A 23897-nucleotide genomic window follows, 5' to 3' on the forward strand; every position below is an offset into this window, starting at 1 on the left:
ACATCGAAGTCGACCTCCTCCGACGCAGAGAAGCGGAAGATCACCAGCACATCGGCCGACGGCCAGACCCTCAGCTCCGGGCACTCAGCGCCCAGCGGACGGGACAGCACGACCCCTGCCCGCGGCATGGGCCGCACGACCCCGCCTTCGGAGTACTGCCACAGCCAGCCGCTCGCAGCGACCAGGTCAAGGACAGACTGCCAGTCCTCCATCGAGGCATGAGAGACCCTGACGTCCGGCAGGGACCCCATCACATCGGGATCCAAGAAACACCGCACGTCGTTCCACAGCAGATCAGGCACCCCGCCATACTGCCGATCTCCCCGTCCCCGCGCAGCCGGGTTTATCCGACGGACTCCCGCACCCAGCCCTGCCTTCGCTCCCCGTCTGGCCAACTACCACCCGCCAAATTGGCCAACCACAAATCAACATGAGCACGCGACCTGCACCTCCGCGCGACCGGCTGGCCAACCATCGGACGTGGTCACAGACGAGAGGCGATGACCCATGACCACAACAGCGAACGCCCCCGCCCAGGCTGGACAGGACCGTGCGGAACGGGGCGCTCCAATCGACGAGGTGGCGGGGGTGCCGGTGTACCGGTGGGGGAAGGCTCCGGCATAGCTGCGGACGCAGACGCAACTCGGTGAGCAACGGCTGAAGTTGGCGCCGGAGCAGCGGCCATTGGCCTACATCCGGCTGCGCAAACACGGCGACGTGCCGTTGTACGACCCGGCGGCCGCGGTGAAGATGCGGCCGCTGCCGGGAAAGATCAAGCGGCGGATGGAGGAGCGGCGGACCTGCCCGCAATGCGACAAGGTGCGCGACGAGGTCGTGTGCGGCGGCAGGTGCTCGGTGTGCCAGGAGCGTGAGCGGCGGGCCTGGTTGCGGGAGCGCGCGCGGAGCTGCCGGACGTGCCACCGAGTGTGCGAGTGGCCGCTGCCGGTGACGCACCACCAGTGCCCCGACTGCCGACGGGCGCAGCTGGGCGAGGCGCGCCTGCGGGCGCGGACCTCCTGGTTGAGCAGGCATTCGTCAAGGGTGTGTTCACCTGTCGGGAGTAATTGGCGCCTGGGGATGAGTATTCGGGGGCGTGGGTGAACAGGGTGTGGACATGCCTGAGTTTCTTGATGACAAGCTCTCCCGGCGCTTCAGGACCTGGGACCGCGACGGCAACGGCTACTTGGAGCAGGTCGATTTCGAGCATGGGGCACAGCGGCTAGGAGACGCGTTCGGCCAGCCCGCGGACTCCCCGCAGCGGCAGCGAATGCGGGATATGTGCCTGCAGCTGTGGCAGGGCCTGGAGCAGCTCGCCGATGCTGACGGGGACGGCCGTATCTCCGAAGCCGAGTACAAGAAGGCGTTCACCGAACTGATCCTGCAGCGGCCCGGCGCATTCGACGCGGCCTACGCACCGTTCGTCAGCACCCTTATGGCGATGGCCGACCACGATGGTGATGGCAAGCTGGACCGGGGCGAATACCGGAGCTGGTTCGTGACCGCCTTCGGAATCACCGAGCACGACGCCAACACGGCTTTCGACAAGGTCGATAGCGACGGCGACGGGCACGTTACCCAGGAGGAGATGGTGGCGGCCATCCGCGACTACTACTTCAGCGACGACCCCAGCGCCGCTGGCAACTGGCTGCTCGGACCACCCAGTCCTCAAGGCTGAGGAGGCGCTGACAGCTGATAGTCATCAGAGGTGACAGTATGTGCTGGATTTTCCCAGCATAATCGCGTCGTCGGCGCCTCTCGCCCCGCCGGCGGGAGGCGGCCTGTGCGCCCGGGTGGGGCTGTCCGGTGTCCTACGACCCACCGGACAGCCCCTAGTGGGTGTCTGAGAAGCCCCGTTCAGGGCAGTGTTCTTCCGGCGCGGTGCAGCAGGAGCATGACCGTCGCCAGGTAGATCGCGTTGTCCTGGCTTGCGGCCAGGTATTCGTAGTCTTTGGAGAGTCGCCGGTAGCGGCCCAGCCAGGCAAAACGCTCAATCACCCAGCGGCGGGCACCACCGCGAACATGGAAACCTCACGTGGTGGTGCGTCGTCCTTGGCCCAGGTGCCGCGGAAGCCGCCGTCCTTGCGCTGCACGATCTGGATAGTGATCCCGGTCTCCTCGCGTATCCATGACAGGAAGTCCCGTCCGCGATAGCCCTGGTCGGCCCACAGGTGCCGCAGGACCGGGAACTTGCCAGCGCACCGGGCCAGCAGTACGGCAGCCCCGTCGCGCCCTCGTCTTCGCCGGGAGTGCGTTGGAGCAGCGGTGGCAGAACGGCCGCGTCCTGCGGTCCTTCACTCCCCGTTCACGGGGGACTGGATCGTGGCATCGGCCAACAGGACTGGATCAGCGGTGCCCTGGAACATATCCGGGCGGTCCGGGTGCATGCACGTGGGGGCACAGGCAGTGGCAGGGGGAGTCCCTCCGCGGTGCCGCCTTCTTCCTGGGGCAGTGAGAGCGGGGGGTACTGGATGCGCGGTGGTGCCCCCCGGCGGGCTGGCCGCGGGGATCCGCCTGGCCGTCGTGGCCGGTTTGACTGTCACCCATACGGGTGGCGTGGCATGGGCCTGTCTGGTCGGGGGCAGCAATGGCGTGTCCACCATCAGGGTGGGGCTTGCGATGCCCCAACTAACTTACGGACACGAGGTGTTCGATGCGCCGTTTCCTTGCCGCCCTCGCCCTCACTGGCGTTCTCACCGCTGGCACCTTCCTCGCCACCACCTCCGCTCACGCAGCCCCCCGCTCGCCAGGCGACGCCGAAATTGAGATCGACGCCGATGCCGGGCTCGGCCCTGGCGAGGACCTCGAGGTCGATGTCACTGTCGTGGCCAACCAGGACAGCAGTAAAGCCACCATCGATGTCACCGCAGTTATCGGCGGCATCCCCGTACCCCTCCCCATTGACGTTGATTGACCTCGGCTGAGCGGATCCACCTCTTGGGCTATGTCGATTTCGATCCGCGCAACAGCGGCCTCATTCCGTCAGCGCGAGGCAAGGGATACGCCTCCGAAGCCCTCCGCGGACTACTGCTGTTCGAGCGGGCACGCGGCGTCACGTGCGTGAAAGGCGACGCCGACCACGACAACATCGCATCCCAGCACGTCACGATGGCAGTCGGCGTGCTGCCGAGCGGACATGACGAACGCGTCAGGTACTTCGAGATCACCTGGACCGACACAACGGCGAACACTGACCCACGCTCCTAGAGGCGTCTGAGAAACCCGTTCAGGGCAGGCGAGTTGGTAGTTCCTGGGCTGGTGGAGGCCGGGATGGCCAGGCAGCGACGTGCGTATCCGACGGATCTGTCCGACGCGGAGCGGGCTGTGCTGGCACCACTCGTGCCGCCGCCGAAGCCGGGCGGACGGCCACCGAAGCATCCACGTCGCGAGATCACCGATCTGACACCGGCGGAGCGCCGTGTCTGGCAGGCCTTCTCACTCGGGCAGGAAGTCGACTTCCGTGAGGGTGCTGACGACGGCCCCGAGATCGAACCATCCTGGGGGCCCGAGCGGAACATACGCGCCACCGTGATACGGGCTCTGCTGGTCAGCGGTCCGGTCAGCGACGGTGAGATAGCCGGACTGAAACTGACGGGTGCACGCATCACCGGACGGCTGGACCTCAACTACGGAACGATCGACCACCCTGTTCGTCTGCGGTCCTGTCACTTCGAACAACCCCCCAAGCTATACGGGGCGCAGCTCCGTGCCCTTATCCTGAGCGACTCGGTACTGCCCCGGACTCAGTGAGCTCTTTCAGCGTTGCCGCTCCAGGGTGAGGACGGCTGCGGCGATTGACGACATTCGATTCGGGCTGCATCGCGCCCTGCGGAAGATGCGCCAGGACTTGAGACGAGCCACACCCCGCTCCACCGCTGCCCGGGCCGCGGAGAGAGCGCGGTGACTGTGCGCAACGGCGAGCACATACAAGTGGCCGCCCGGCCGGTTGACCACGTAGACGACTGTGAGCGGGCCGACCTCTGCCCGCCGTACGTCCTCCCCCTCAGGGTCGGTCAGGTCCCACTGTGGCCACCCCCAGGGTGCGCGCGACGTCGCGTTCGTACGCGGGCAGCCAGCGCTCAGCGAGCCGGTGTTCCGCGATGCGCGCGCGGAGCTGCGCGGCGGCGGCCGGGGACGGCGGCTCCGGGGCGACCGGGTGAACGGGCTGTGCAGTCATGGCAGGTCCTCCTGGTACTCAGTGGGGGCTCGGTCGCCGCCGCGCTAGAACGGCGGCGGGTTGTACGGACGTCGTGCCCGTTTCCGTCTCGCGCTCGCAGTAGCCGTGTGGTCCCGGACGGGTGAAGCAGTTCTGCCCGGCGAACCGCCGCGCTGTCGGTGGGAGTCCGGGCAGGTATGAGACGACGCACCCTCACACACCGCCGCCACGCCGCCGCCACAGCCGGACTCGTCTACGCCGAGCTGACCACCACCGATATGAGGGGGCCTTCAATCTGTCCGATTGTCCGCTCCGCGTGAGCCGAACGACGAAGGAGTGCCGGTAAGAACCGTGTCACCAGCCGCAAACGGTGATTCACCGGCGGCACCCCCGAGGCATAGCGCCGGATCGGCGCGGCGCAGGGAAAGCCCGACAACCATGCCCGCGCTCCATACCATCAGCGGCATGACGGACGAAGAGGACCAGTACCTCCGTCAGTTGCTGACCCTTCTGGAAAGCACGCGACGGTTTGACACGTACACCCATGAGAACAAGGGCCAGTGGCAGGTCCAGCCCCGCAGCTCCCTGGCGGGCGATGACGCCAAGAGCCACCCGTACCAGTTGTCCCACAGTGCGTGGCACGCCCTGACCGTAGCCGTCGATCACCTCCAGTGCCTGCGGTCCTCCGTCCTCACCGAGCGCAGCGCAACACACGCTTCTACAGTTATCCACACCCACGCGCAGGCCTCGCTGGTGCGGGGTGTCTTCGAGAATTCCGCCCGTGCGGTATGGCTGCTGGGGCCAGCGAACCGCCTTGAGCGCCTCACCCGGCGCCTGAGCTTGCAGGCGAAGGAAGTCGAGCACGGGCACCGGGTGCGGGAACTGGCCCAGTCGCCGAGCGTGAAGACGAAGGAGGAGCGCCTCCGGGTTCTTGAGGGCCTCCTGGTTGAGGCCGGGGCCTCCCCTGATGATGCGCGGAAGGCGCTGAAGGCTCGCCTTTCGTACAAGCGGATCGTCCGTGAAGCCGGCCTGGAGCTGCGCGTGGGCGCGGACTTGGCCGAACTTGTGTGGAGCGCGTGCAGTTCCCTCGCGCACGGCGACAGCACCGGCACCCTGGCGTTCCTAGACCGGGAGATCGTCGAATCGGACGGCACCGTTGCGCTGGCGCAGATTACGGGGTCCATCTCGCTGTTGTTCCATGTCACGCACTTTGCGGTGCGGATGGTCGACCACGGTTTGCGTCTGTACGAGCAGAGGGCTACGGCCCACGTGTAGCGAGGCGCCGTTTGCGCTGGTGACACGGTTCAACTGCCTCGGTCCGGGCGGGTTGTCACCGCAACTGGACCAGTGTGGACGTGTGTTGATGCGGTGTGTGCGGGCTGCGGGGTGGGAGTACCGGATGGAGCCTGCATCCGATCCGGTCGTGGTCGCCAACGTGGCCTGGCTGTCCGGCTATCGGCATCCTGGGCCTGGACGGGGACGACACGTGCCGCTGTCCCTGTTCAGGGCGGTGGGTGTGTGCTGGTGGGTATGACCGCTGATTTACCGTCTTCCCGCCTGCCGGGTATAGCCGCCGACGGTGAGGGGGTACCGCCTGCCGGGGATGTGATGCCGCTGGTCTCGAGGTCTCAGGACCGAAGGCTGTGGCGGCAGGTGGTGGTGACCCGGCTGCTGGCGTTGGATGAGGCCGGGAAGCTGGCGTCGGTGCATGTGCGGATTGCTGCTGAGGCGGCGGGGGTGTCACAGCGGACGGTGTGGCGCTGGCTGGCGGTGGCCAGCCAGTCGGGGCGCACCGAACCTGTTGCGCGGAAAGGCGGGTTCGTGTTCACGGATGAGTAGTGGGACCGTCTCGAACAGCTGGGTGGGAATGTCGCGGAGTGGCACCGCCAGCTGACCCGGGACCAAAGCCCTGCTGCGCTGAGGCGGTTGCGGCCGTTGGCGACGATGCACCGGGCGCTACGTGAGCACCTGCGGGCGGGCCGGGGATGACCCCGCTTCGGTGCCGTCATGATGGCGTGCCACCGTGACACCACAAGCCCGTCGCCTCGCCCGGACTTCTCGATCGGGGCGAGGCGACGGGAAATAGGCGCTCAGGCGTGGCTGTCGTTCATGTCGCCGACCGAAAAGTCCGCGGCCCCGTGAGCGTTGTCATCACCGATCGGTGCCAGCTTGCTCTGGCTGGCTGCGGGCGCACTGGCCGCCGCCGTGGCGGTGGCTGCCGAGCCCAGCAGGGCGAGTGCGGCCAATCCGAGAGCGGTGACAGAAAGACGGATACGCATTTTGCCTCCAATTGAGAGAGCGGTTGATCTCTTAAGCACGATTACCGGGCATACCGTTCGCCGCAACGAGTAAAGATCCATTCGGGTGGCGGGGCGCGGTGTCGGCCCGCAGTTCCTTGACATCGGGCCCGGGAGACCACTCGTGAGCCGGGGTGGCTGAGCTCCTCGGCATGTGCCTCAAACCAGGCGCTTCCTGGGCGAACAAGCCGCGGATGACCGAGGAGACCCGCGACACCGGTCTGCAGTTCCAGTGGCAGCTGATCCAGCAGTCCTGCGGCGTTACCAACAAGAACTACAGCCCTTCGGCGCGCCAGATCATGACTCCGTGACCACGGCAACGGCCTGAGGGGAGATCGTCATCCTCGAAACGAACAGCAATGTCGACAAGGTCTGGTGGTCCACCGGCGACCTGTGACCTAGCCTCGCGCTTTCACGAGGTGGCTTGTCCGAAGGCTGATCAAAAACGCGAAAAGTGCTCCTGACCTGCAACGATAGGGACTTGCTGAGGGTCCTGTTGGTTGCGAGGAAAGAAGCACCTCCCAGGTGAAGAAGCGTATCGGGTCCTACCGTGAGACAACATCCGCTCAGCACACAGCGCATGCTTCAAGCCGCGAAGCCGATGTTCGTGACGTACTCGTACTGACCCCACTGCGAACCCAGCTCCGGGATCTCATCGCACCACTCGTCGTGGAGGGCCTCCGTGTCGCCTGCCGCCCAGGCGCGGCTGATGCGGTCCCAGCGGCGGATGTTCAACGTGCGGTACTCCAGAAAGCGCTGGAAGCGGCGGTCCACCTGGGACTGGTTCAACGGGTGGATCTCCACGCGTGTGCCGCCCCTCGCGTTCAGGCGGACCAGCAAGTAGCGGGCCACGTTGCGGCGGCGTAGCGCCCAGTATGCCTCGTCGATACGGCTCAAGTTCGCCTTTGTCGGGGTGCGTTGGCCCGCCGGCCAGGCCCTCAGCGTGCGGTCCGTGACCGTCAAGCCCGCCTCCCTCGCCGCCGCCCTCGCGTGTGGGGTTCGCGTCAGGTAACGCAGGCGGGCCAGTAGGCCGCGTTTTGTCGTGACCGGGGACGCGATGCCCTCGACCAGGCGGTCCAGTTGGTCGGCCACCGCCTCGCCGCCCCTCCTGCCCCGTGCACCGTACTTCCCGAAATCCTTTGTCCTGTCCGGCACTTGCCAGTTGTCCTTCGCACCTCGGCCTCATCCACTGTCCTACTGGATCAAGAACGCCAGCCGAACAGGCCAAGACACGGAGACCGGGCAGCCTCATGTAGCGGCAGGCAACGGCCCTGGGACCGTGTCCGGCGGGGTCGAGCGGGGCGAGCCGGTGCGGACGCGGATGGGCGGGTTCCGGGCCCGGCCTGCGGGGGATTTGGGGCCGAGCCCGGAAGTCTGTCGGTGCCTGCCGAGGACCTCAGGCCTTCGCGATACGGGTCGTGAGGGCGTCGGTGAGCTGGTTGAGCAGCGACACCGTCGTCGGGTCGGTGATGGTGCCGTCGGCGTCCAGGCGCTCATGGACGCGGAAGACGGCCACCTCGGGCTTGGCCAGGACGTCCGCGCCGATGGACACCAGGATCTGACGGAGGGCCAGCTGGCCGCGGGACGAACCGAAGGCGCCCGGGGAGGCGCCCGCGATGGCCGTGGGCTTGTCCACCAGGATGCCGCCGGCGGGCGGGGTGCTGGCCCAGTCGAGAGCGTTCTTCAGCGCGGCCGGGATGGAGGCGTTGTGCTCGGGCGTGACGATGAACAGTGCGTCCGCTGCCGCCACGCGACGCCGCAGTTCGACGACTTCCTGCGGGGGATTGTCGGTGTCGTGGTCCTGGTTGTACATCGGCAGCCGGGAGAGGCCGTCGTACGTCTCGATAACTGCCTTACCGGAGTTGTGCTTGATCGCAGCCTTCAGGAGAGCCGTGTTGTACGACTGCTCTCGCAGGCTCCCCGACAGGCCAAGAATGGTGCGCTGAATTTCCTGAGCCATGTGAATTCCCGTCCCCTGACATGCAATTCAGGAAGGCGCTCAAAGCACCTTCACGCGACGTTGTGTGCGGTTGGCAGGTTCCGCACGTGGCGTCGCAGGTGGGTACCTCCGGCGCCGTGCCATGGCCCCATAGAAACATCACTGGACTCTGACTGTCAAGTATCTTACCATTCAGATACCTACTCGAGGAGACCTCCATGACAGACGCAGTGGACGCCATCAGGGACCTCTGGCGCGCCGAGCGCTCCGACCTCGACACCTGGACGGTCGGCGTCGTGGGCCGGGTCCAACGGCTGAGCCGGACCCTGGACCGGGAGCTGAGGGTCTTCGACGCCCAACACGGGATGGAGACAGGCGAGTTCGACGTCCTCACCACCCTGTACAGGTCGGGTCCGCCGTACCGGATGACGGCCGGTGCCTTCCTCAAGGCGTCCATGGTCACCTCGGGGGCCGTGACCAAGCGCATCGACCGCATGGAGGCCAGAGGCCTGGTGGAGCGGGTACGCCCCTCGGGCGGCGACCGGCGCTCCGTACAGATCCAGCTCACCGAGAAAGGCATCCAACTCGTCGACGACATCTTCCCGCTGCACCTGGACAACGAGGAGCGGATGCTGTCGGCCCTCAGCCGGGAAGAGTGCGAGCAACTCTCGCGCCTGCTGCGCCGTCTCCTGGAGTCCTTCGGAGACGTGTCGCTGACCTGACCACCTCGCCCTGGACTGCGGTGCGCGTCGGGCCGTACGAGAACTGGTGGGCCGTCAGGCCGCTGCCGGACCCGGCTCCGTCGGCCCAGCTCCGTAGAGATGCCAGAGCTGCCGGACGCAAGAGACAGGAGGCACCACCATGAAGGACTCGTCACCCGTGATGTCGCGCATGCCACTCATCGACACCAGCATCGTGGTCGGTGGCGGGCCCGGCCGGCACCGTGGGCCCGCCGGATCCACACGCCCCGTCGGCGCCCCACCCGGCCGGCACCGTCGGGGCAGCAGGTTCGAACAGGCACCCATACACGCGGCTGCGCTGGGCCTGCTCGCCACCCCGACCGCCCTGAGCGCGAATGCCGCCACCACGACGCTGCCCGACATCGCCCGGGACTTCGGGGTGTCGGTGAGCACGACGACCTGGGTCGCCACCGTCTTCGGCCTGGCCCTGGCGGTGAGCACCCCGCTGGCCGCGGCGCTGTTAAGACGCCGCGGCTTCCGGGCGGCCGTGCTGACGAGCGCCGCCCTCGTGGCGCTCGGCACGCTGGCCGTGGCCCTGGCGGAGTCGATACCGGGGCTGCTCTTCGGCCGCGCCGCCCAGGCCCTCGGCGGCGCCGGTTTCGTCACCACGGCCATCAACCTGGCCGGCACGCCGCGCCGGATGAGCGTGATCACCGCGGGCAGCGGCATGCTCGGCGCGCTCGGCCCGCTCTCCGGGTCCGTGATCTCCGACCACGTCTCCTGGCACCTTTCCCTCTCCCTGTCGGCCATCGCCCTCCTTGCCGTCCCGTACGTCGTGCTCCGCGCGCCGGCACTCCAGGAGCGGGAGAACCGCCGCTTCGACACGGTGGGCGCGGCTCTGCTGGTGACGCTGGTCTGCATGCTGGTGCTCCTGGGACGGTTCCCGGTCCCGGCGCTGATCGGCGCGGTCGTGCTTGGCGCCGCCCTGACGCTGTGGGTACGGCGCGAACCGGACGGCTTCATCCCCTCCGTGGTGCTGCGCTCCCCCGTGTTCCTGACCGCCGCCGGTGTCGTGTGCGCGCTGTCGACCTCGTACTTCGCGCTCCTGTACACGGTGCCGCGGCTCCTTGAGGACAACGCGGGCTGGGACTCCGTCAGCATTGGCACGGGCAGCCTCGTGGCGCTGCTCATCGGCTCCGTGGTGACGTGGCTCATGGCGACGCGGATCCACCGCATGCCCCGCTCCGCCGTCCTCGGCGTGCTCCTGACCCTGGCTGTCCTGGCCCCACTGACGGCGACGGTCGCCACGGCACCGGCGCTGCTGCTCGCCGCGGCGGGGGTCGCGGTATTCGTCGCGACGTCCGGTCAGGGGACCCTGGCGCTGGTGGCGGGCGGCGCGGTCCCGGAACAGCAACGCACCACCGCACTCGGGCTGTTCAGCCTCTGCTATCTGCTCGGCGGCGCCTTCGGCCCCGCCATCGTGGCCCTGCTGCTTGCCTGAGCCTGCCGGGCGGCCACCGGACCGGTCAGGACGTACGAGTACGGGAATCCGGGTCACGTATCAAGGCCCGTAAACAAGAACAAGTCACACCTTGCAATGTCGTTTTTTCGCCACGGTCGGGGACACCTCCTTCCCTCTTACGGGAAACAACTTCGGCAACTTGTCGAACGTGTATCGACGCCCTATCCACGGTTCTTCGCTCGCCCTATGGTTTTTCTACGGAATGAGAGGGAGGAATTGCATGAACTGCTACGACTGCTCCACCGAAGGAAGCACCACCATGTCTGCGGTCGCCCTGTGCCATTGCTGCGGTTCCGCCCTCTGCCCGGAGCATCTCCAGATGACGCGTCAGGTCTTGCACCAGGTGAATGGCATGGGCGTCTCGCACGGCCCTTCCCCGGCCCGTCTCGCTCTGTGCGGCACGTGTCATGCCGCACAGCCGACCAATCCGCCCGCCACTTCAAGTACATCAGCGATGCGATTCTCTGGCGATGGCCGGTGACCGTCCTTTCGTGCACCCGGGGGCTGATCCGCCCAACCCAGAAGGATGCCCTTCGCATCCGGATTCAGGAGGCAAGATGGTCAGCGATGTCATCAGCAAGGACGAGCGGTTTCAGGGGGTTCTGAAACGGCTGAATCACAAGTCGGTCGAGGATTACTACAACCCTTACCGGATGTTCGACTGGCCGGACTCGCTGCCGGAGAATCAGTGGTGGATGACCCCTGAGCTCACCACCACCTACGGGACCGACGTGGCCGCCGAGCTCGACGAGGAGCAGCTGTATCGCCTGTCCCGGTGGGAAAGCGCCAACTTCTACAGCCTCAACGTGGACGGCATCCGGGAACTCATCGTCGAGGTGACTCGACGGATCCACACGCGTGGGTTCGAGATTCCGTCCGAGTTCTTCCATCACTTCATCGGCGAAGAGAACGAGCACATGTGGTTCTTCGCCGAGTTCTGTCTGCGCTACGGGAAGATCTACCGCCAGGTGGAGCCGGCTGGGCAGGACAGCGCATGGCCCGAGGCCGAGAGCTTCCTGGTGTTCCTCCGCATCCTCCTCTTCGAGGAGCTGGTCGACCACTTCAACAGCACGATGGCGGCGGACGAGCGGCTGCACGAAACCATTCGCGCGGTCAACCGCATCCACCACCAGGACGAGTCCCGGCACATCGCCTTCGGCCGCGAACTGGTCTCCCTGCTCTTCGAGGACCTCAAGTCGAAGGCGTCGAAGGAGCAGCTCCTCGACATTCAGAGGTACGTCAAGCGCTACTTGAACTACAGCTTCGAGACGCTGTTCAACCCACAGGTGTACCGGGACGCCGGCATCCCCGAGCCGCATGCCGTACGGCGGCGCCTGCTGGCCTCGCCGCGGCGCGAGGAGTTCCAGCAGCAGGTGTTCCGCAAGCCGCTCAACTTCCTCACCAAGTCCGGGATTCTCGAGGACCGGAACCTGACCATAACGTCAGCGGCCGGGGCACAGGAGGCCACGTGAGCGCAACGATCAGCACGGATCAGGGGGACGCTCTCGCCATTCTCGGCCCCGACCAGTCCGACCTGCTCCGCGAGCTGGACAACGCCATATCTCACTGGTCGGAGGAGGCCGGTGCGCGGGAAATCATGGCACCGCCGGTCTATCCGCTGAGCGACCTGGAGAAGTTCGACGTCTACGAGAACTTCCCGCAGCTGCAATTCGTCGGCGGGCCGCTGGATGTGACGGGTACGGGTGGCTCACCGACGCCGGTGCAGGGCACCTTCGCCCGGGACGACGTCAATCCCCCCTTCCTCGGGATGCCCCATTCCACCTGCTACGGCGCCTACCTCTATCTCGAGGACCAGGCGGTGGCTCCGGACACCACTCTCACACTCGTCAACCGGTGCTTCCGCAACGAGGACAAGTACCAGGGGCTGCGGCGGCTGCTCAGCTTTCAGATGAGGGAAATCGTCGCGGTCGGGTCGTTCGAGCACACCCAGGAGGTCGGCGCTCGCTTCACCGACCGTATTCAACGGTTCGCGAAGGAGCTTGGCCTGGAGCTCACCATGGAGGCGGCCACCGACCCGTTCTTCGAACCCGACAGTGGCCGTGCCCTGCTGCAGAAGCTGAGCCCGGTCAAGCACGAATTCCGCGTCGGCGGCCTGGCCATCGCGTCGGTCAACACGCACCGCAACTTCTTCGGTGAGCGGTGCGGAATCACGATCGAAGGCACGGGCCAGCACGCCTACACGGGGTGTGTCGCGTTCGGCCTCGAACGGTGGCTCGCGATCCTGAGCGACCGGTTCGACGGTGATCTGAAGAGCGCCCGCGTCGCCATCAACGCCGCCTCGTGAACCAGGCCCCTGGCCAGGAGCCGCGCCGGACCGTGATCCGGGTCGGCGTGGATGTCGTCCCCGTGTCCCGCGTGCGGGCCATGGCCCATGCCGGTGACAACAGTCCGCTGGACCTGATGCTCACTTCGGCGGAGTCGGCGCTGAGCCGTTCCGCCGACGGGTGGGACAGCCACGCGGTAGCGGGTCGGCTCGCGGCCAAGGAAGCAGTTTTCAAGCTCTTGCACATCGCCGACCGGCCGCTTCCGTGGCTGTCCATCGAGGTACTCAAGACCTCCGGACAGTGGCCCTACGTCCGGCTTTCCGGACCGGCGCGGGGATGGGCCGCCGATGCCGGCATCGAGGGCATCGACCTCAGCATCTCCCACGAAGAGCAGTTCGCCGTCGCCGTCGCCGCCTGTGCGACGGGACACCCCACGTACAAGGAGGAGTTCCATGTCGAGCACGACCTCGTCCAGCGTTGACGCCGTCCGCAACTGGCTGTTGGCCAAGCACCCTGAGCGCTCTTCCATCGCTCAGGACGAGGACCTCATCACCGCCCGCCTCGTCGACTCGCTCTCCTTCATCGAGTTCGTTCTGACGATCGAGGAGGCCAGCGGCGCGGAGATCGACCGCGACGCCATCGACCTCGCCGACTTCCGCACGCTCGAGGCCATCGAGAGGAAGTTCTTCTGATGGGCCGCCTGGTCCACGCCGAAGACTACGAGAACGGCACCGTCCATGACCTCGGGTCGCACAAGGTGACGGCCGAGGAGATCGTCGCCTTCGGCCGGACCTACGACCCGCAGCCGTACCACCTCGACGAGGAGGCGGGACGGGCGTCCGCCTTCGGCGGCCTCATCGCCAGCGGGTGGAACACCGCCGCGATCTGGATGCGCCTGTACGTGACCACGATGCTGCCCGACGCGGCAGCCGAGGGCACCGTCGAGGGCTCGCCCGGGGTGGACGAGGTGCGCTTCCTGCACCCCGTCAGGCCGGGCGAGGTGCTGAGCGGGACCTGCGAGATCGTTGCCTGCCTTCCGTCCCTTTCCGCGCCCGACTTCCGCATCGTGCGCAGCCGCGGACGCCTGGTGAACGCGGACGGAGTCGAGGTTCTGACGCTGATCCACAATGCGCGCTTCCGCTGTCGGCCCAAGGGTGCCTGACCAGACCATCTTGATCGAGAACGGAGCTCCTCATGGAAACCGTGTCCTACACGTCTCAGTGGACCGCGGCCGCCCGCGCGCTGGAGAGCGAACGCAGTGACGCGCTGTTCAACGATCCGCTGGCCCGGAAGCTGGCCGAGCCGCGCGGGTTCGAGCTGCTCGACAAGTACGGCGGCGGCGGGCTTGTCGAGTTCGTGGCCGTACGCACTCGTTACCTCGACGACGCCATCAACGACCTGGTGGGCCAGGGCATCCGGCAGGTCGTGCTGATCGCGGCCGGCATGGACACCCGCGCCTTCCGCCTTGAGCTGCCGGATGACGTCACCGTGTACGAGGTCGACCACCAGGCCCTGGTCGAGGAGAAGGAGAAGCGGCTCTCCCGGATCGACGCCCCGCTGCCGTCCGTGAACCTGCGGCGCGTCGGCGCGGATCTGGCCGGAGACTGGTCCGCGGAGCTGCGCGGCGCCGGGTTCGACCCCGAGCTGCCCACGCTCTGGATCCCCGAGGCCCTGCTGTTCTTCCTGACGGAGGAGCAGTCCGCCACGCTGATGCGCACCTTCGCGGCCAACTCCGCCCCCGGGAGCTGGGTCGCGGTGGACATCCTGAGCAAGGAACTGCTGCGCAGCCCCGCTACGCAGATCTTCCTGTCCGCCCTGAACGAGGACGGCATCCCGTGGCTCTTCGGCACCGACGAGCCCGAGGAGTTCATGGCCGGTACCGGCTGGACGGTGCGGGAGCTCAAGGAGCCGGGCGAGCCCGGCGTGGGTGAGAACCGCTGGCCTTACGAAGTGCAGCCCCGTGGCATCAAGGGCGTACCGCGTAACTGGCTGCTGCGCGCGGAACTCGCCTAGCCGTACCGGGACATCGGCCACATCGTCTGTCAAGTCAAGGGAGAGTTTCATGACCGAGAGCCGTCCGGTGACGACCACGGACAGCGGTATCCCGGTACCGAGTGATGAGTTCTCGCAGTCGGTGGGGGCCAACGGGCCGCTGCTGCTGCAGGATCACTACCTCATCCAGAAGCTGGCGCACTTCGACCGTGAGCGCGTGCCCGAGCGAGTCGTGCACGCGAAGGGCGGCGGCGCCTACGGGGTCCTGGAAATCACCGAGGACGTCAGCCAGTACACGAAGGCCGACCTCTTCCAGCGTGGCAAGCGCACGGAGTTGTTCCTGCGCTTTTCCACGGTCGCCGGCGAGCTCGGTTTCGCAGACACCGTCCGTGACCCGCGGGGTTTCGCGGTGAAGTTCTACACCGAAGAAGGCAATTACGACATCGTCGGGAACAACACACCGATCTTCTTCATCCGCGACCCGCAGAAGTTTCCCGACTTCATCCACTCGCAGAAGCGGCGTGCCGACAACCATCTGCACGACAACAACATGCAGTGGGACTTCTGGACGCGCTCCCCGGAGTCGGCGCACCAGGTGTCGCTCCTGATGTCGGATCGCGGCACCCCGTTCTCCTGGCGGCACATGAACGGCTACGGCAGCCACACGTTCCTCTGGTACAACGCCGCCCGGGAGAAGTTCTGGGTGAAGTACCACTTCAAGACCGACCAGGGCATCAAGAACTTCACCATCGACGAGGCGGCGGCCGCGGCCGCCGAGGACCCGGACCTGCACATCCGGGATCTCTTCGACTCGATCAAGAAGGGCGACCACCCTTCCTGGACCCTTCAGGTGCAGGTGATGCCCTTTGAGGCTGCCGCGGACTACCGCTTCAACCCGTTCGACCTGACCAAGGTGTGGCCGCACGAGGACTTCCCGCCGCTGGACATCGGGACGCTGACCCTGAACCGCAATCCGGAGAACTACTTCGCCGAGGTCGAGCAGGCCGCGTTCGAGCCGTCCAACCTGGTTCCGGGAGTGGCGCCTTCCCCGGACAAGATGCTGCAGGGGCGGTTGTTCAGCTATCCCGACACCCACCGCTACCGGATCGGCGCCAACTATCTTCAGCTGCCGGTCAACCGGCCGAAGAATGCCGTGCACTCCTACAACCGCGACGGGGCCATGCGGTACAGCAACCCGGGCGACCCGGTGTACGCGCCCAACAGCTTTGGCGGCCCGGTCTGCGACCAGAACCTGCTGGACGGCGATGGCTACGAAGTCACGGGGGAGATCGTGCGCAGCGCTCACCGTCTCCACGCCGAGGACGACGACTTCGTACAGGCGCGCGCCCTGTGGGAGAAGGTCATGACCGACACGGACCGCGCACATCTGGTGACCAATATCGTCGCGCACGCCTCGGCGCCCGAGGTGACCGCGGAGACGAAGGGGCGCGTCGTCGACTACTGGCGCAACGTGCACAAGGAGCTGGGCGAGCGGGTCGCCCAGGGCCTCGGAGCCGACGGCGCGTGACCACGACCGGCGTCACGAGGACATGACCAGCGTCACGAGGAGGAGACCATGAGTTCGGCTGATCCGGTCACGCTGCGGCGTCTGGCCTGGGCGGGCGTCGAAGTGGCGGCCGGGGACACCCGGGTGGTCATCGACCCGCTCCAGAACACCGCGGATCTCGCGGGGTTCCAGGGGATGCCGCGGCGGCCCATGCCAAGCATCGACGCCGCGCCGGGGGTGCGGACGCACGCCTTCATCACGCACCTTCACCCCGATCACTGCGACCGGAAGCTGCTCGCCGACATCGCCGCCGGCGACGGCACCGTGGGCTGCCACACGCCGATCGTGGATGTGCTGGCCGGGATGGGGGTGGGGGCCGTCCCGCAGGAGCTGGGCGAGCGGCGGCAGATCGGGCCGTTCACCACGATCCCCGTGGCCTCCCACGACTGGCGCGGCGACGATCAGGTCGCCTGGATCGTGGAGGCCCCCGGCCTGCGCGTCATCCACTTCGGCGACACCATCTGGCACGGGCAGTGGTGGCAGATCGAGCGTGACTACGGGCCGTTCGACGTGGCGTTTCTGCCGATCGCCGGGGTGATGACGCGCCGCGAGGGATTCACGCCGACCAATCAGCCCGCCACGCTCACCCCGGAACAGGCCGTGGAAGCGGCGGTCGTGCTCAAGGCGTCGACCGCCTGCGCGATCCATTACGACCTGTTCAACAACCCGCCGTACTACACCGAGCAGCACGATGTGCGCGGGCGTTTCCTGCAGGCCGCCAAGGCCAGAGGAATCCATGCCGTCGCTCCCGGCGACGGGGAACCCGTGCAGTTCGCCGCGGCTGTCTGACGTCAGCCGGCACCGTCTGCTCACCGGTCTGTCGTCTCGTCGTGCCCACTTCTGTGAGGGCACGACGAGACGACGGTCCGGCGCATTCCTTGGAAGGACCGTTTGTGGCCTCACCTCCTGAATCAGATATCTCGGTCTCCGTGCCCCGCGGGAAGGCGGGCGCGGCCGACCGCCGGACGGCCGGGCCCGAGGCGGGGACCGACCGCACCCGGCGCCGTCGCCTGTTCTGGTATGCGCTGGCGGTGCTGCTAGTCGGGATCAATATGCGGCCCGCCATCGTGGCGGTCTCCCCGCTCCTCGACGACATACGGCGTGCTACCGGTCTGTCCAACGGCGGCAGCGGCGCGCTGTCGACGCTGCCGCTGATCTGCTTCGGCATCTTCGCGCCGCTCGCGCCCCGGCTTGCGCGTCGTTGGGGCATGGAGCGGGTGCTGCTCGCGGTGCTTGTGGTGCTGCTGTGCGGCACCGCGGTGCGTCTCGTTCCGGCGCTGTTCCCGCTGTTCGCCGGGTCGTTCCTGGTCGGGCTCGCGATTGCCGTCGCCAATGTGGTCATCACCGCGCTGATCAAGCGGGACTTTCCGCAGCAGGTCGGGCTGATGTCCGGGCTGCACACCACGATGCTGGTCGGCGGCGGCGCGGTCGCGGCCGCGGCGACCGTGCCGTTGCGCGACTCGATGTCCCTGTCGTGGAACGGCGGCCTCGCGGTGTGGGGCGTGCTTGCGCTGGCCGCGGTGGTCGTGTGGGTGCCGCTGGTGCGCCGCGGCAAGGGAAGTCCGCGGGCCCGGGCGGAGGCGGGCGGTTCGATGTGGCGCAGCGGGCTGGCCTGGTTCGTCGCGCTGTTCTACGCGTTCCAGTCGCTGCTGTACTACACGGCGACGACGTGGCTGCCGTCGTTCTACATCGATCACGGCTACTCCGAGAGCAGCGCCGGGGTGCTGTTGTCGGTCTGCATGGGCTTCGCGATCATCACCTCTCTCCTGGTGCCGGTGTGGGCGCAGCGCAGCCGGCGGCAGAGCTATCTGGCGCTGGTCGGCACCGCGCTGTGTGTGGCCGCCTTCATCGGTCTGATGGTGGCCCCGGTCGGGGCGGCGGTGCTGTGGGTCGCCCTGCTTGGCCTCGGCCTGGGGGGCGTGCTCTCTCTGGGCATCACCTATATGTCGCTGTGCGTCCGCAGCACGCGCGACGCGGGGCTGCTGTCCGCGATGTCGCAGTGTGTGGGCTACCTGCTTGCCGCCGTCGGCCCCACCGCCTTCGGCGCCGTCCGTGACGTGACGGGTGCGTGGACCGTGGGGCTGGTCGCTCTGGTGGTCCTGGCCGTGCCCATGGGTCTGACCGGTGCGCTCGCGGGGCGCGGGGGACGCGTCGGGGGATGAGGTGGCGGTCGGCGCCGCAACTCCTGGTTGGCTCGGTCGAGTTCGGCCGAGCCGCCGCTGTTCTCGCCGGGGTCCGGCTTTCCCGAAGCGTTTCTGGCCACCCCCGACTACGACTTCGGCTTGTTGCCGAAGACGTAGTCGGGGGTGGCCAGCTTGTTGAGGGGTGGGGCCGGGGTCCTCTTAAATGTAGCCAACAGAAAAAAGAGAACGCTCGCTATTTTCCAATCCCTGGTCGACCCTCCGGGGCTGCAGCGTGCACACCGACGGGCACCTGCCCGCTTCCGTACCCGCCCGGCGTGTCGTGGCGAGCAACTGACGCACTACGTAGGGGGATCGCGTGGGAATCGATGTCTTAGTGTCTGACGGCCTTCATCTGTCCCGTTTCGCGCTCGCTGCCTTGCTTGAGCGACACGAGGAGGTACGCGTCGTCGGGTTCGCGGAAAGTAACTTCGCTGCCCTGGAGTTCGCGGAGCTGCACCGGCCGGATGTGGCGATCATCAGCTTCGAGGGCGAGGACAGCGACGCGATCGCGATAGCGGAGAAGATCGCGAGTCTGGGCTGCCGGAGTATGTTGCTGGCCACCGCGGTGACGCGTTCGGTCGTCCGCCAGGCCTTCGCCGCCGGAATCGGCGGCATCATCGAACGGAGTGTGTCCCCGCGCCAATTCGTCGAGGCCATCCACCGGGTGCATCAAGGTGAGAGGGTCTTCGACACAGAGCTGACGGTCGCCGCGCTGAGCAACAGCGACTGCCCTTTGAGCAGGCGTGAGTTCTCAGTCCTCGAGCATGTGGCCCGAGGCGACACGGCCGTCGAGATCGCGGCGCGGATGCACCTGTCTCAAGGAACTGTGCGTAATTACCTTTCCTCCATGGTGGCGAAGCTGGGGGCGCGCAACCGGATTGACGCGCTGCGCATTGCCCGGGATGCGCGCTGGATCTGATCACGCGCCCCAGGGCCTCACGCCACGACGTCCAGCGCCTGAGTGACCGCGTTGCTCACGTTGATACCGGCGTGGTGCAGCAAGTGCTGCTCCCCGCCCACCAGGTCGTAGTGGATGTCCGGCACGCCGATCCGCCGCACCGGCGGACCGCCGACCTCGGCCAGCACCTCGCAGATCGCGCCCCCGAGTCCGCCCACGGCGCGGTGATCCTCGATGGTCACCACGACTTCGGCGATGGCGCTCGCGTGCAGAACGGCCTCCCGGTCGAGCGGCTTGACCGTGTGCATGTTCAGGTGCCCTGCGCTCACGCCCTGCGCGGCGAGTTCGCGCGCCGCCTCGGCCGCGACCAGGTTGGGGTAGGGGCCGGTGGCGATGAACAGCACGCGGCCGGGCTCCCGCAGGACGCTCGCCCTGCCAAGGACGAACGCGGTGCGCTCCTCGTACAGCGCGGTGGTGGCCTGCCGTCCGAGCCGCAGGTACACCGGTCCCGGATCCTCGGCGATCGCCACGGTGGCCTGCGCGGCCTCCCAGGCGTCGCCCGGTACCACCACCGTCATGTTCGGCAGCATCCGGGTCACGCCGATGTCCTCCAGCGAGTGGTGGGTCGGGCCGTAGTGACCCGACGCGAGGCCCCCGTGCGTCCCCACGATCTTGACCGGAAGGTTCGCGCCGGCCACATCGATCTTGATCTGTTCGTAGGCCCGGGCGACTGCGAACGGGCTCATGCCGTTGGCGAACACCGGCCGCGCGGACACCGTCATGCCGGCGGCGACACCGATCATGTTCTGCTCAGCGATACCCAAGTCCACGTGCTGGCGCGGCAGTTCGAGCGCGAAGTGGTCCTCGAAGTTCATGTCGGCGGTCAGACACGCCAGATTCGGGTTCTCCCGCGCGAGGGCGAGCAGCATCATCGCGTAGGCGTCGCGGCTCGCGATGCTCGAGCGGTTCTCCCAGACGTGGTCGAGGACTTCCGCGACGGTGCGGCGGACCGCGATGTCGGAACTCATGCCGTGTCACCTTCCAGGACCGCAAGGGCCCGCTGCCGCGCCGGTGCGTCGAGGGTCGCCGAATGGCTCTGCTTGGTGTCGTGCAGGCCGGGAACGCCGCGCGCCTTGATCGTGCGCGCGATGACGGCCGTCGGTCGGCCCGGCTCGACGGGCCGGGTCAGCGCCGTGCGGATCTCATCGTGGTCGTGCCCGTCGATGGTGAGCACGCGCCAGCCGAAACCGGCCCATTTGTCGGTCAGCGGCTCCAGCGACATGCAGTCGTCGGTCCGGCCGCTGATCTGCCAGCCGTTGCGGTCGACGATCGCGATCAGGTTGTCGGCGCCGTGGTGCGCCGCCGCCATCGCCGCCTCCCAGTTGGAGCCCTCCTGCAGTTCGCCGTCGCCGAGGATCACAAAGGCCCGCTTGTCGTGGCCGAAGCGCTTGCCGGCGAGCGCGACCCCCAGTCCCAGCGGGAGGCCGTGCCCCAGCGCGCCGGTGGAGAAGTCCACGCCCGGCAGGAGTTTCATGGGGTGGCCGCCAAGGCGGCTGTTCTCCTGCGCGTAGGTGGCCAGCTCCGCCTCCGGGATGATCCCGGTCGCGGCGAGCACCGCGTAAAGCCCCGCGGACGCCTGCCCCTTGCTCAGGATCAGGTGGTCACGATCGCCCGACAGCTCCTCGCCCGCCGGGTCGCGCAGCACCTCGGCGTACAGCACGGCCAGCAGGTCGGCGATCGACATGCTGCCGCCGATGTGCACGCCGTTGGGCGATGCGCTCATCTCGATGACCTTGCGCCGGATCTCCACGGCGAGTTGTTCCGCCACGGTCTGCGGTGGTGCCTGGGTGAGCATGTTCGATCCTTCCGAAAGCATGGTGCGGACCTTGAGCCGGTCCGGCGGAGCGGTGTCGTGACCGGGCGTCACACGACGCCGCAGGCGCCCCGGGGCCCTGCGGACCGGACCTCGTAGACCGATTCGCGGACGGACTCGATGAACCGGTAGTCCAGCTCCAACGTGACGGGGTCCGCGGCCGTCAGGAACACCCGCAGCGGGCTGGTGAGCAGGTCGTGGGTGGGCACGATGACGTCGCCGGGCCTGCGCTTGACGACGAGGTCCACTACCGAGGGCCGGTCGCGGATCTCCTTGACCAGCGCCTCGTTGACCGAGGTCACCGTGCCGGACAGGGTCGTCGGCGCGTTGTAGACGGTGGCTTGCTGGCGCCGCTCGTAGACGCCGCCCCCGTAGCGTGCGAGGAACTCCCTGGGCCGGAGGTAGGCCAGTGCCGTCAGGTCGGCGCTGTTGACGCCGATGGCCGTGTCGTGGAAGCCGGGGTGCAGGTGCCCGTTGACCCGGGCGCCGACCTCCACGAGGGCCGGACCGTCCTGAGTGATGATCAGCTCAGTGTGCGCCGGGCCGTTGTGGATGCGCAGGGTGTCGAGCACGGCGCGGGTGTAGTTGATCAGCGTCCGGACCACCGGGTTGGTCGGGGAGAGCAGGATGTCCCGGTTGTAGATGGGTTTGCCGTTGGGCAGCAGGCACTTCTCGTACTGCCACACACCGCAGACGAAGGCGTGGCCGTCGACGCTCACGGTGTCGACGATGTACTCGGTGCCCTCCAGGTAACTCTGGACGAGCACTTCGGTGTTGGAGCCGTTGAAGACGGTGGTGGTGGACAGCACGGACCGGAACGCGGAGCGCAGCGCGTCGGCGTTGCGACAGACGGAGACCCCGTCGGTGGAGGCGGACGCCAGCGGTTTCGCGACGCACGGCCAGTAGCCGTTCGCCTCGGCCCACGCGACGGCCTCCTCGGCGTCGTCGGTGAGCAGCTGCTGTGCGGTGCGCAGCCCGGCCGCGGAGACGGTCTCGATCATCTTGTACTTGTCGCGGCGCGCGTCGGAGAACGTCGTTCCGTTGGTGCGTACGTCCAGCGCCTCGCTCAGCCGGTCCGCGAGCAGGACGCCCGGTTCCTGGCCGGGCAGGACGAACCGCGGTTCGATCTCCTTGAGCGCGCGCTCGGTGCTGCCGTCCGGGTTGTGGACCAGCCAGTCGAGGTACGCGGTCCGGTCCCACGGCTGCATGCGGGCTATCGGTTCGGCGGAGCTCTGCACGTGGATCACGTCGATCCCCAGCCGGTTGAACGCCGCGGGCAAGTAGTTGCCGGTTCCGTACGCGTCGACCAGGACGCCGACCGCACGGCCCTTGGCCTTGCGCACGACTTCCTCGGAGCGGTCGCCCCGCTCCTCGGTATCCCTGTCCACGGTCAGCTCAGTCATCGGGTCCTCCCGCTGTCGGGTCATCGCGGTCTGCGATCAGCAACGTAGAAAGCCGGGGCGTGCGGGTGCCGACGGCTACGACTTGAGTCACATGGGGTCCCCCCCAAAGGCACACGCTCTGCCGCCGGTGACCGTTCTCCGCCCGCGCCTTTGTTCATGTCGCCATGCGCAGCCGACGCGCACCGCGGGTGTCGCCGGGGTGGATGAGTCGCATGGAGGCGGCCTTGTTCACGGCGTCCAGGCGGCTGACCGCGTCGAGCTTCTCGAAGATGTTGCTGAGATGCCGCTTGACGGTGCCTTCCGCGATCCCGAGCTGGACGGCGATCTGACGGTTGCTCAGGGCCGCTGCCGCGTGGGTGAGGACCTCCACTTCGCGTGCCGACAGTTCGGACCCGTACGTCGGGCCGGTGCCGGCCACGCGCAGCCGGCCCTGGTGCAGTGGCAGCGTCACCGTCTGGTGGGAGCGGGGCCCCCGCTGTGCGCGCACGGCGTCGACGAGGGCGCCGCTGCCGATGCTCTTGTGCAGGTAGCCGTGGATGCCCAGGTCAAGCAGGGACTGCACGAGGCGTGGCTGCTCCAGCATGGTCAGCACAAGCACACGACAGGACGGTATGCCGTGCAGAAGGCGGTTGGCGAGGGCCTCCCGGTCGTCGGCGGGGGCCATCTGGACGTCCAGGACCACGAGGTCGGGACGGGTCCGGGCGACCAGAGTGAACAGTTCCGCCACATGGCCCGTCTGGCCCACGACCTCGATGCCGGGGTCCGTGTCCAGAAGCGCGCACAGGGACTCGCGCAGCAGTCTCTGCTCGTCCGCGACCACAACGCGTAAGGGTGCATGGGACATGGCAGGCAGTACTCCTGTTTTCCGGGCCGAGTGAGGGGTCGGCGCGCCGGTGCCGGGGGCGGAAAACCATTCGAGGTGACGAAAGAGTCAAGCCCCGCTCGCAGTCGCGGATTTCCACGTCCACGATTTCCACGGCCCGAACCACGTTAGTGACGTCGGATATGCGGGCCAATATGCACACGTCACAAACGCCTGTGAATGATTCCCGGATCGGTATCGATGGGTTATGGCCGACCGCCGGGCCCGGATGTGCCTTTGAGC

Annotated in this window: 25 protein-coding genes and 4 pseudogenes; 18 read left to right on the forward strand and 11 right to left on the reverse strand. The window is 67.5% G+C overall.

Going from position 1 to position 23897, the window contains the following annotated elements:
• A pseudogene (locus ACWD10_RS35330) lies at positions 1 to 302 on the reverse strand (hypothetical protein); the annotation flags it as partial.
• An 812-nt stretch (positions 303 to 1114) separates the two neighbouring features.
• Between ACWD10_RS35330 and ACWD10_RS35335 the strand changes: the two are divergent.
• Complete coding sequence (locus ACWD10_RS35335; protein WP_451097785.1) at positions 1115 to 1675, forward strand: EF-hand domain-containing protein; 561 nt, start codon at positions 1115 to 1117, stop codon at positions 1673 to 1675.
• Positions 1676 to 1854: 179 nt separating this feature from the next.
• Here the strand turns inward: ACWD10_RS35335 and ACWD10_RS35340 are convergent, their stop codons facing one another.
• Entirely contained in the window at positions 1855 to 1995 is a 141-nt protein-coding gene (locus tag ACWD10_RS35340) for a hypothetical protein (RefSeq protein ID WP_451097786.1), read from the reverse strand.
• A 655-nt stretch (positions 1996 to 2650) separates the two neighbouring features.
• Between ACWD10_RS35340 and ACWD10_RS35345 the strand changes: the two genes are divergently transcribed.
• The 3 genes and pseudogenes from ACWD10_RS35345 to ACWD10_RS35355 form a co-directional block, all read left to right on the forward strand.
• A complete protein-coding gene (locus tag ACWD10_RS35345; protein ID WP_451097787.1) occupies positions 2651 to 2911 on the forward strand; it encodes a hypothetical protein in 261 nt (86 codons plus the stop codon).
• Positions 2912 to 2967: 56 nt separating this feature from the next.
• A pseudogene (locus ACWD10_RS35350) lies at positions 2968 to 3204 on the forward strand (GNAT family N-acetyltransferase); the annotation flags it as partial.
• 63 nt (positions 3205 to 3267) lie between these two features.
• Positions 3268 to 3396 (forward strand): annotated as a pseudogene (locus ACWD10_RS35355) (IS5-like element IS4811 family transposase); the annotation flags it as partial.
• 357 nt (positions 3397 to 3753) lie between these two features.
• Here ACWD10_RS35355 and ACWD10_RS35360 read toward each other — a convergent pair.
• Together ACWD10_RS35360 and ACWD10_RS35365 are read right to left on the reverse strand one after the other, a co-directional pair.
• Positions 3754 to 3900 (reverse strand): annotated as a pseudogene (locus tag ACWD10_RS35360) (IS5/IS1182 family transposase); the annotation flags it as partial.
• Between the two features lie 100 nt (positions 3901 to 4000).
• Positions 4001 to 4174, reverse strand: coding sequence for a hypothetical protein (locus ACWD10_RS35365; RefSeq protein ID WP_451097788.1), 174 nt, complete (start codon positions 4172 to 4174; stop codon positions 4001 to 4003).
• A gap of 444 nt (positions 4175 to 4618) precedes the next feature.
• Between ACWD10_RS35365 and ACWD10_RS35370 the strand changes: the two genes are divergently transcribed.
• On the forward strand, positions 4619 to 5428 hold the full coding sequence (locus ACWD10_RS35370) for a hypothetical protein (protein WP_451097789.1): 810 nt from the start codon (positions 4619 to 4621) through the stop codon (positions 5426 to 5428).
• A gap of 815 nt (positions 5429 to 6243) precedes the next feature.
• Here the strand turns inward: ACWD10_RS35370 and ACWD10_RS35375 are convergent.
• From ACWD10_RS35375 to ACWD10_RS35385, 3 genes are all read right to left on the reverse strand, one after another.
• Positions 6244 to 6432, reverse strand: coding sequence for a hypothetical protein (locus ACWD10_RS35375; RefSeq protein ID WP_451097790.1), 189 nt, complete (start codon positions 6430 to 6432; stop codon positions 6244 to 6246).
• A 603-nt stretch (positions 6433 to 7035) separates the two neighbouring features.
• Entirely contained in the window at positions 7036 to 7605 is a 570-nt protein-coding gene (locus ACWD10_RS35380) for a transcriptional regulator (protein WP_451097791.1), read from the reverse strand.
• Between the two features lie 241 nt (positions 7606 to 7846).
• Positions 7847 to 8410, reverse strand: a complete 564-nt coding sequence (locus ACWD10_RS35385; protein ID WP_451097792.1) for an NADPH-dependent FMN reductase — start codon at positions 8408 to 8410, stop codon at positions 7847 to 7849.
• Positions 8411 to 8607: 197 nt separating this feature from the next.
• On the opposite strand from ACWD10_RS35385, the gene ACWD10_RS35390 reads away from it, so the two are divergent.
• The 13 genes from ACWD10_RS35390 (at position 8608) to ACWD10_RS35450 (ending at position 19537) form a co-directional block, all read left to right on the forward strand.
• Entirely contained in the window at positions 8608 to 9111 is a 504-nt protein-coding gene (locus ACWD10_RS35390) for a MarR family winged helix-turn-helix transcriptional regulator (RefSeq protein ID WP_451097793.1), read from the forward strand.
• Between the two features lie 139 nt (positions 9112 to 9250).
• The gene (locus ACWD10_RS35395; RefSeq protein WP_451097794.1) at positions 9251 to 10570 is read left to right on the forward strand and encodes an MFS transporter; all 1320 of its coding nucleotides are present in this window, start codon (positions 9251 to 9253) and stop codon (positions 10568 to 10570) included.
• Between the two features lie 241 nt (positions 10571 to 10811).
• Entirely contained in the window at positions 10812 to 11072 is a 261-nt protein-coding gene (locus ACWD10_RS35400; protein WP_451097795.1) for a DUF2180 family protein, read from the forward strand.
• 76 nt (positions 11073 to 11148) lie between these two features.
• On the forward strand, positions 11149 to 12063 hold the full coding sequence (locus ACWD10_RS35405) for a diiron oxygenase (protein ID WP_451097796.1): 915 nt from the start codon (positions 11149 to 11151) through the stop codon (positions 12061 to 12063).
• Positions 12060 to 12896, forward strand: a complete 837-nt coding sequence (locus tag ACWD10_RS35410) for a hypothetical protein (RefSeq protein ID WP_451097797.1) — start codon at positions 12060 to 12062, stop codon at positions 12894 to 12896. Before ACWD10_RS35405 ends, ACWD10_RS35410 begins: the two co-directional genes overlap by 4 nt.
• A complete protein-coding gene (locus ACWD10_RS35415; RefSeq protein WP_451097798.1) occupies positions 12893 to 13357 on the forward strand; it encodes a holo-ACP synthase in 465 nt (154 codons plus the stop codon). Before ACWD10_RS35410 ends, ACWD10_RS35415 begins: the two co-directional genes overlap by 4 nt.
• Positions 13329 to 13568: an acyl carrier protein gene (locus ACWD10_RS35420; RefSeq protein ID WP_451097799.1), complete on the forward strand. Its 240-nt coding sequence runs from the start codon at positions 13329 to 13331 to the stop codon at positions 13566 to 13568. Before ACWD10_RS35415 ends, ACWD10_RS35420 begins: the two co-directional genes overlap by 29 nt.
• Positions 13568 to 14038: a MaoC family dehydratase gene (locus ACWD10_RS35425; protein ID WP_451097800.1), complete on the forward strand. Its 471-nt coding sequence runs from the start codon at positions 13568 to 13570 to the stop codon at positions 14036 to 14038. Before ACWD10_RS35420 ends, ACWD10_RS35425 begins: the two co-directional genes overlap by 1 nt.
• Positions 14039 to 14070: 32 nt before the next feature.
• Positions 14071 to 14889: an SAM-dependent methyltransferase gene (locus tag ACWD10_RS35430; protein WP_451097801.1), complete on the forward strand. Its 819-nt coding sequence runs from the start codon at positions 14071 to 14073 to the stop codon at positions 14887 to 14889.
• Positions 14890 to 14938: 49 nt separating this feature from the next.
• Complete coding sequence (locus tag ACWD10_RS35435; protein WP_451097802.1) at positions 14939 to 16396, forward strand: catalase; 1458 nt, start codon at positions 14939 to 14941, stop codon at positions 16394 to 16396.
• Between the two features lie 48 nt (positions 16397 to 16444).
• Positions 16445 to 17224, forward strand: a complete 780-nt coding sequence (locus tag ACWD10_RS35440) for an MBL fold metallo-hydrolase (protein ID WP_451097803.1) — start codon at positions 16445 to 16447, stop codon at positions 17222 to 17224.
• Positions 17225 to 17364: 140 nt separating this feature from the next.
• Entirely contained in the window at positions 17365 to 18597 is a 1233-nt protein-coding gene (locus tag ACWD10_RS35445) for a CynX/NimT family MFS transporter (RefSeq protein ID WP_451097804.1), read from the forward strand.
• A gap of 337 nt (positions 18598 to 18934) precedes the next feature.
• Positions 18935 to 19537 carry a response regulator transcription factor gene (locus ACWD10_RS35450; RefSeq protein ID WP_451097805.1) on the forward strand — a complete coding sequence of 201 codons (603 nt, stop codon included), beginning with the start codon at positions 18935 to 18937 and terminating at the stop codon, positions 19535 to 19537.
• A 17-nt stretch (positions 19538 to 19554) separates the two neighbouring features.
• On the opposite strand, the gene ACWD10_RS35455 is transcribed toward ACWD10_RS35450, so the two are convergent.
• From ACWD10_RS35455 to ACWD10_RS35470, 4 genes are all read right to left on the reverse strand, one after another.
• Positions 19555 to 20544, reverse strand: a complete 990-nt coding sequence (locus ACWD10_RS35455; protein WP_451097806.1) for a transketolase family protein — start codon at positions 20542 to 20544, stop codon at positions 19555 to 19557.
• Positions 20541 to 21371, reverse strand: a complete 831-nt coding sequence (locus ACWD10_RS35460; RefSeq protein WP_451097807.1) for a transketolase — start codon at positions 21369 to 21371, stop codon at positions 20541 to 20543. The genes ACWD10_RS35455 and ACWD10_RS35460 overlap by 4 nt, the downstream gene beginning before the upstream one ends.
• A gap of 68 nt (positions 21372 to 21439) precedes the next feature.
• A complete protein-coding gene (locus ACWD10_RS35465; protein ID WP_451097808.1) occupies positions 21440 to 22792 on the reverse strand; it encodes an ATP-grasp domain-containing protein in 1353 nt (450 codons plus the stop codon).
• Positions 22793 to 22946: 154 nt separating this feature from the next.
• A complete protein-coding gene (locus tag ACWD10_RS35470) occupies positions 22947 to 23636 on the reverse strand; it encodes a response regulator transcription factor (RefSeq protein ID WP_451097809.1) in 690 nt (229 codons plus the stop codon).
• Between the last annotated feature and the right edge of the window lie 261 nt (positions 23637 to 23897).

The sequence above is a fragment of the Streptomyces sp. NPDC002851 genome, from assembly GCF_053591935.1.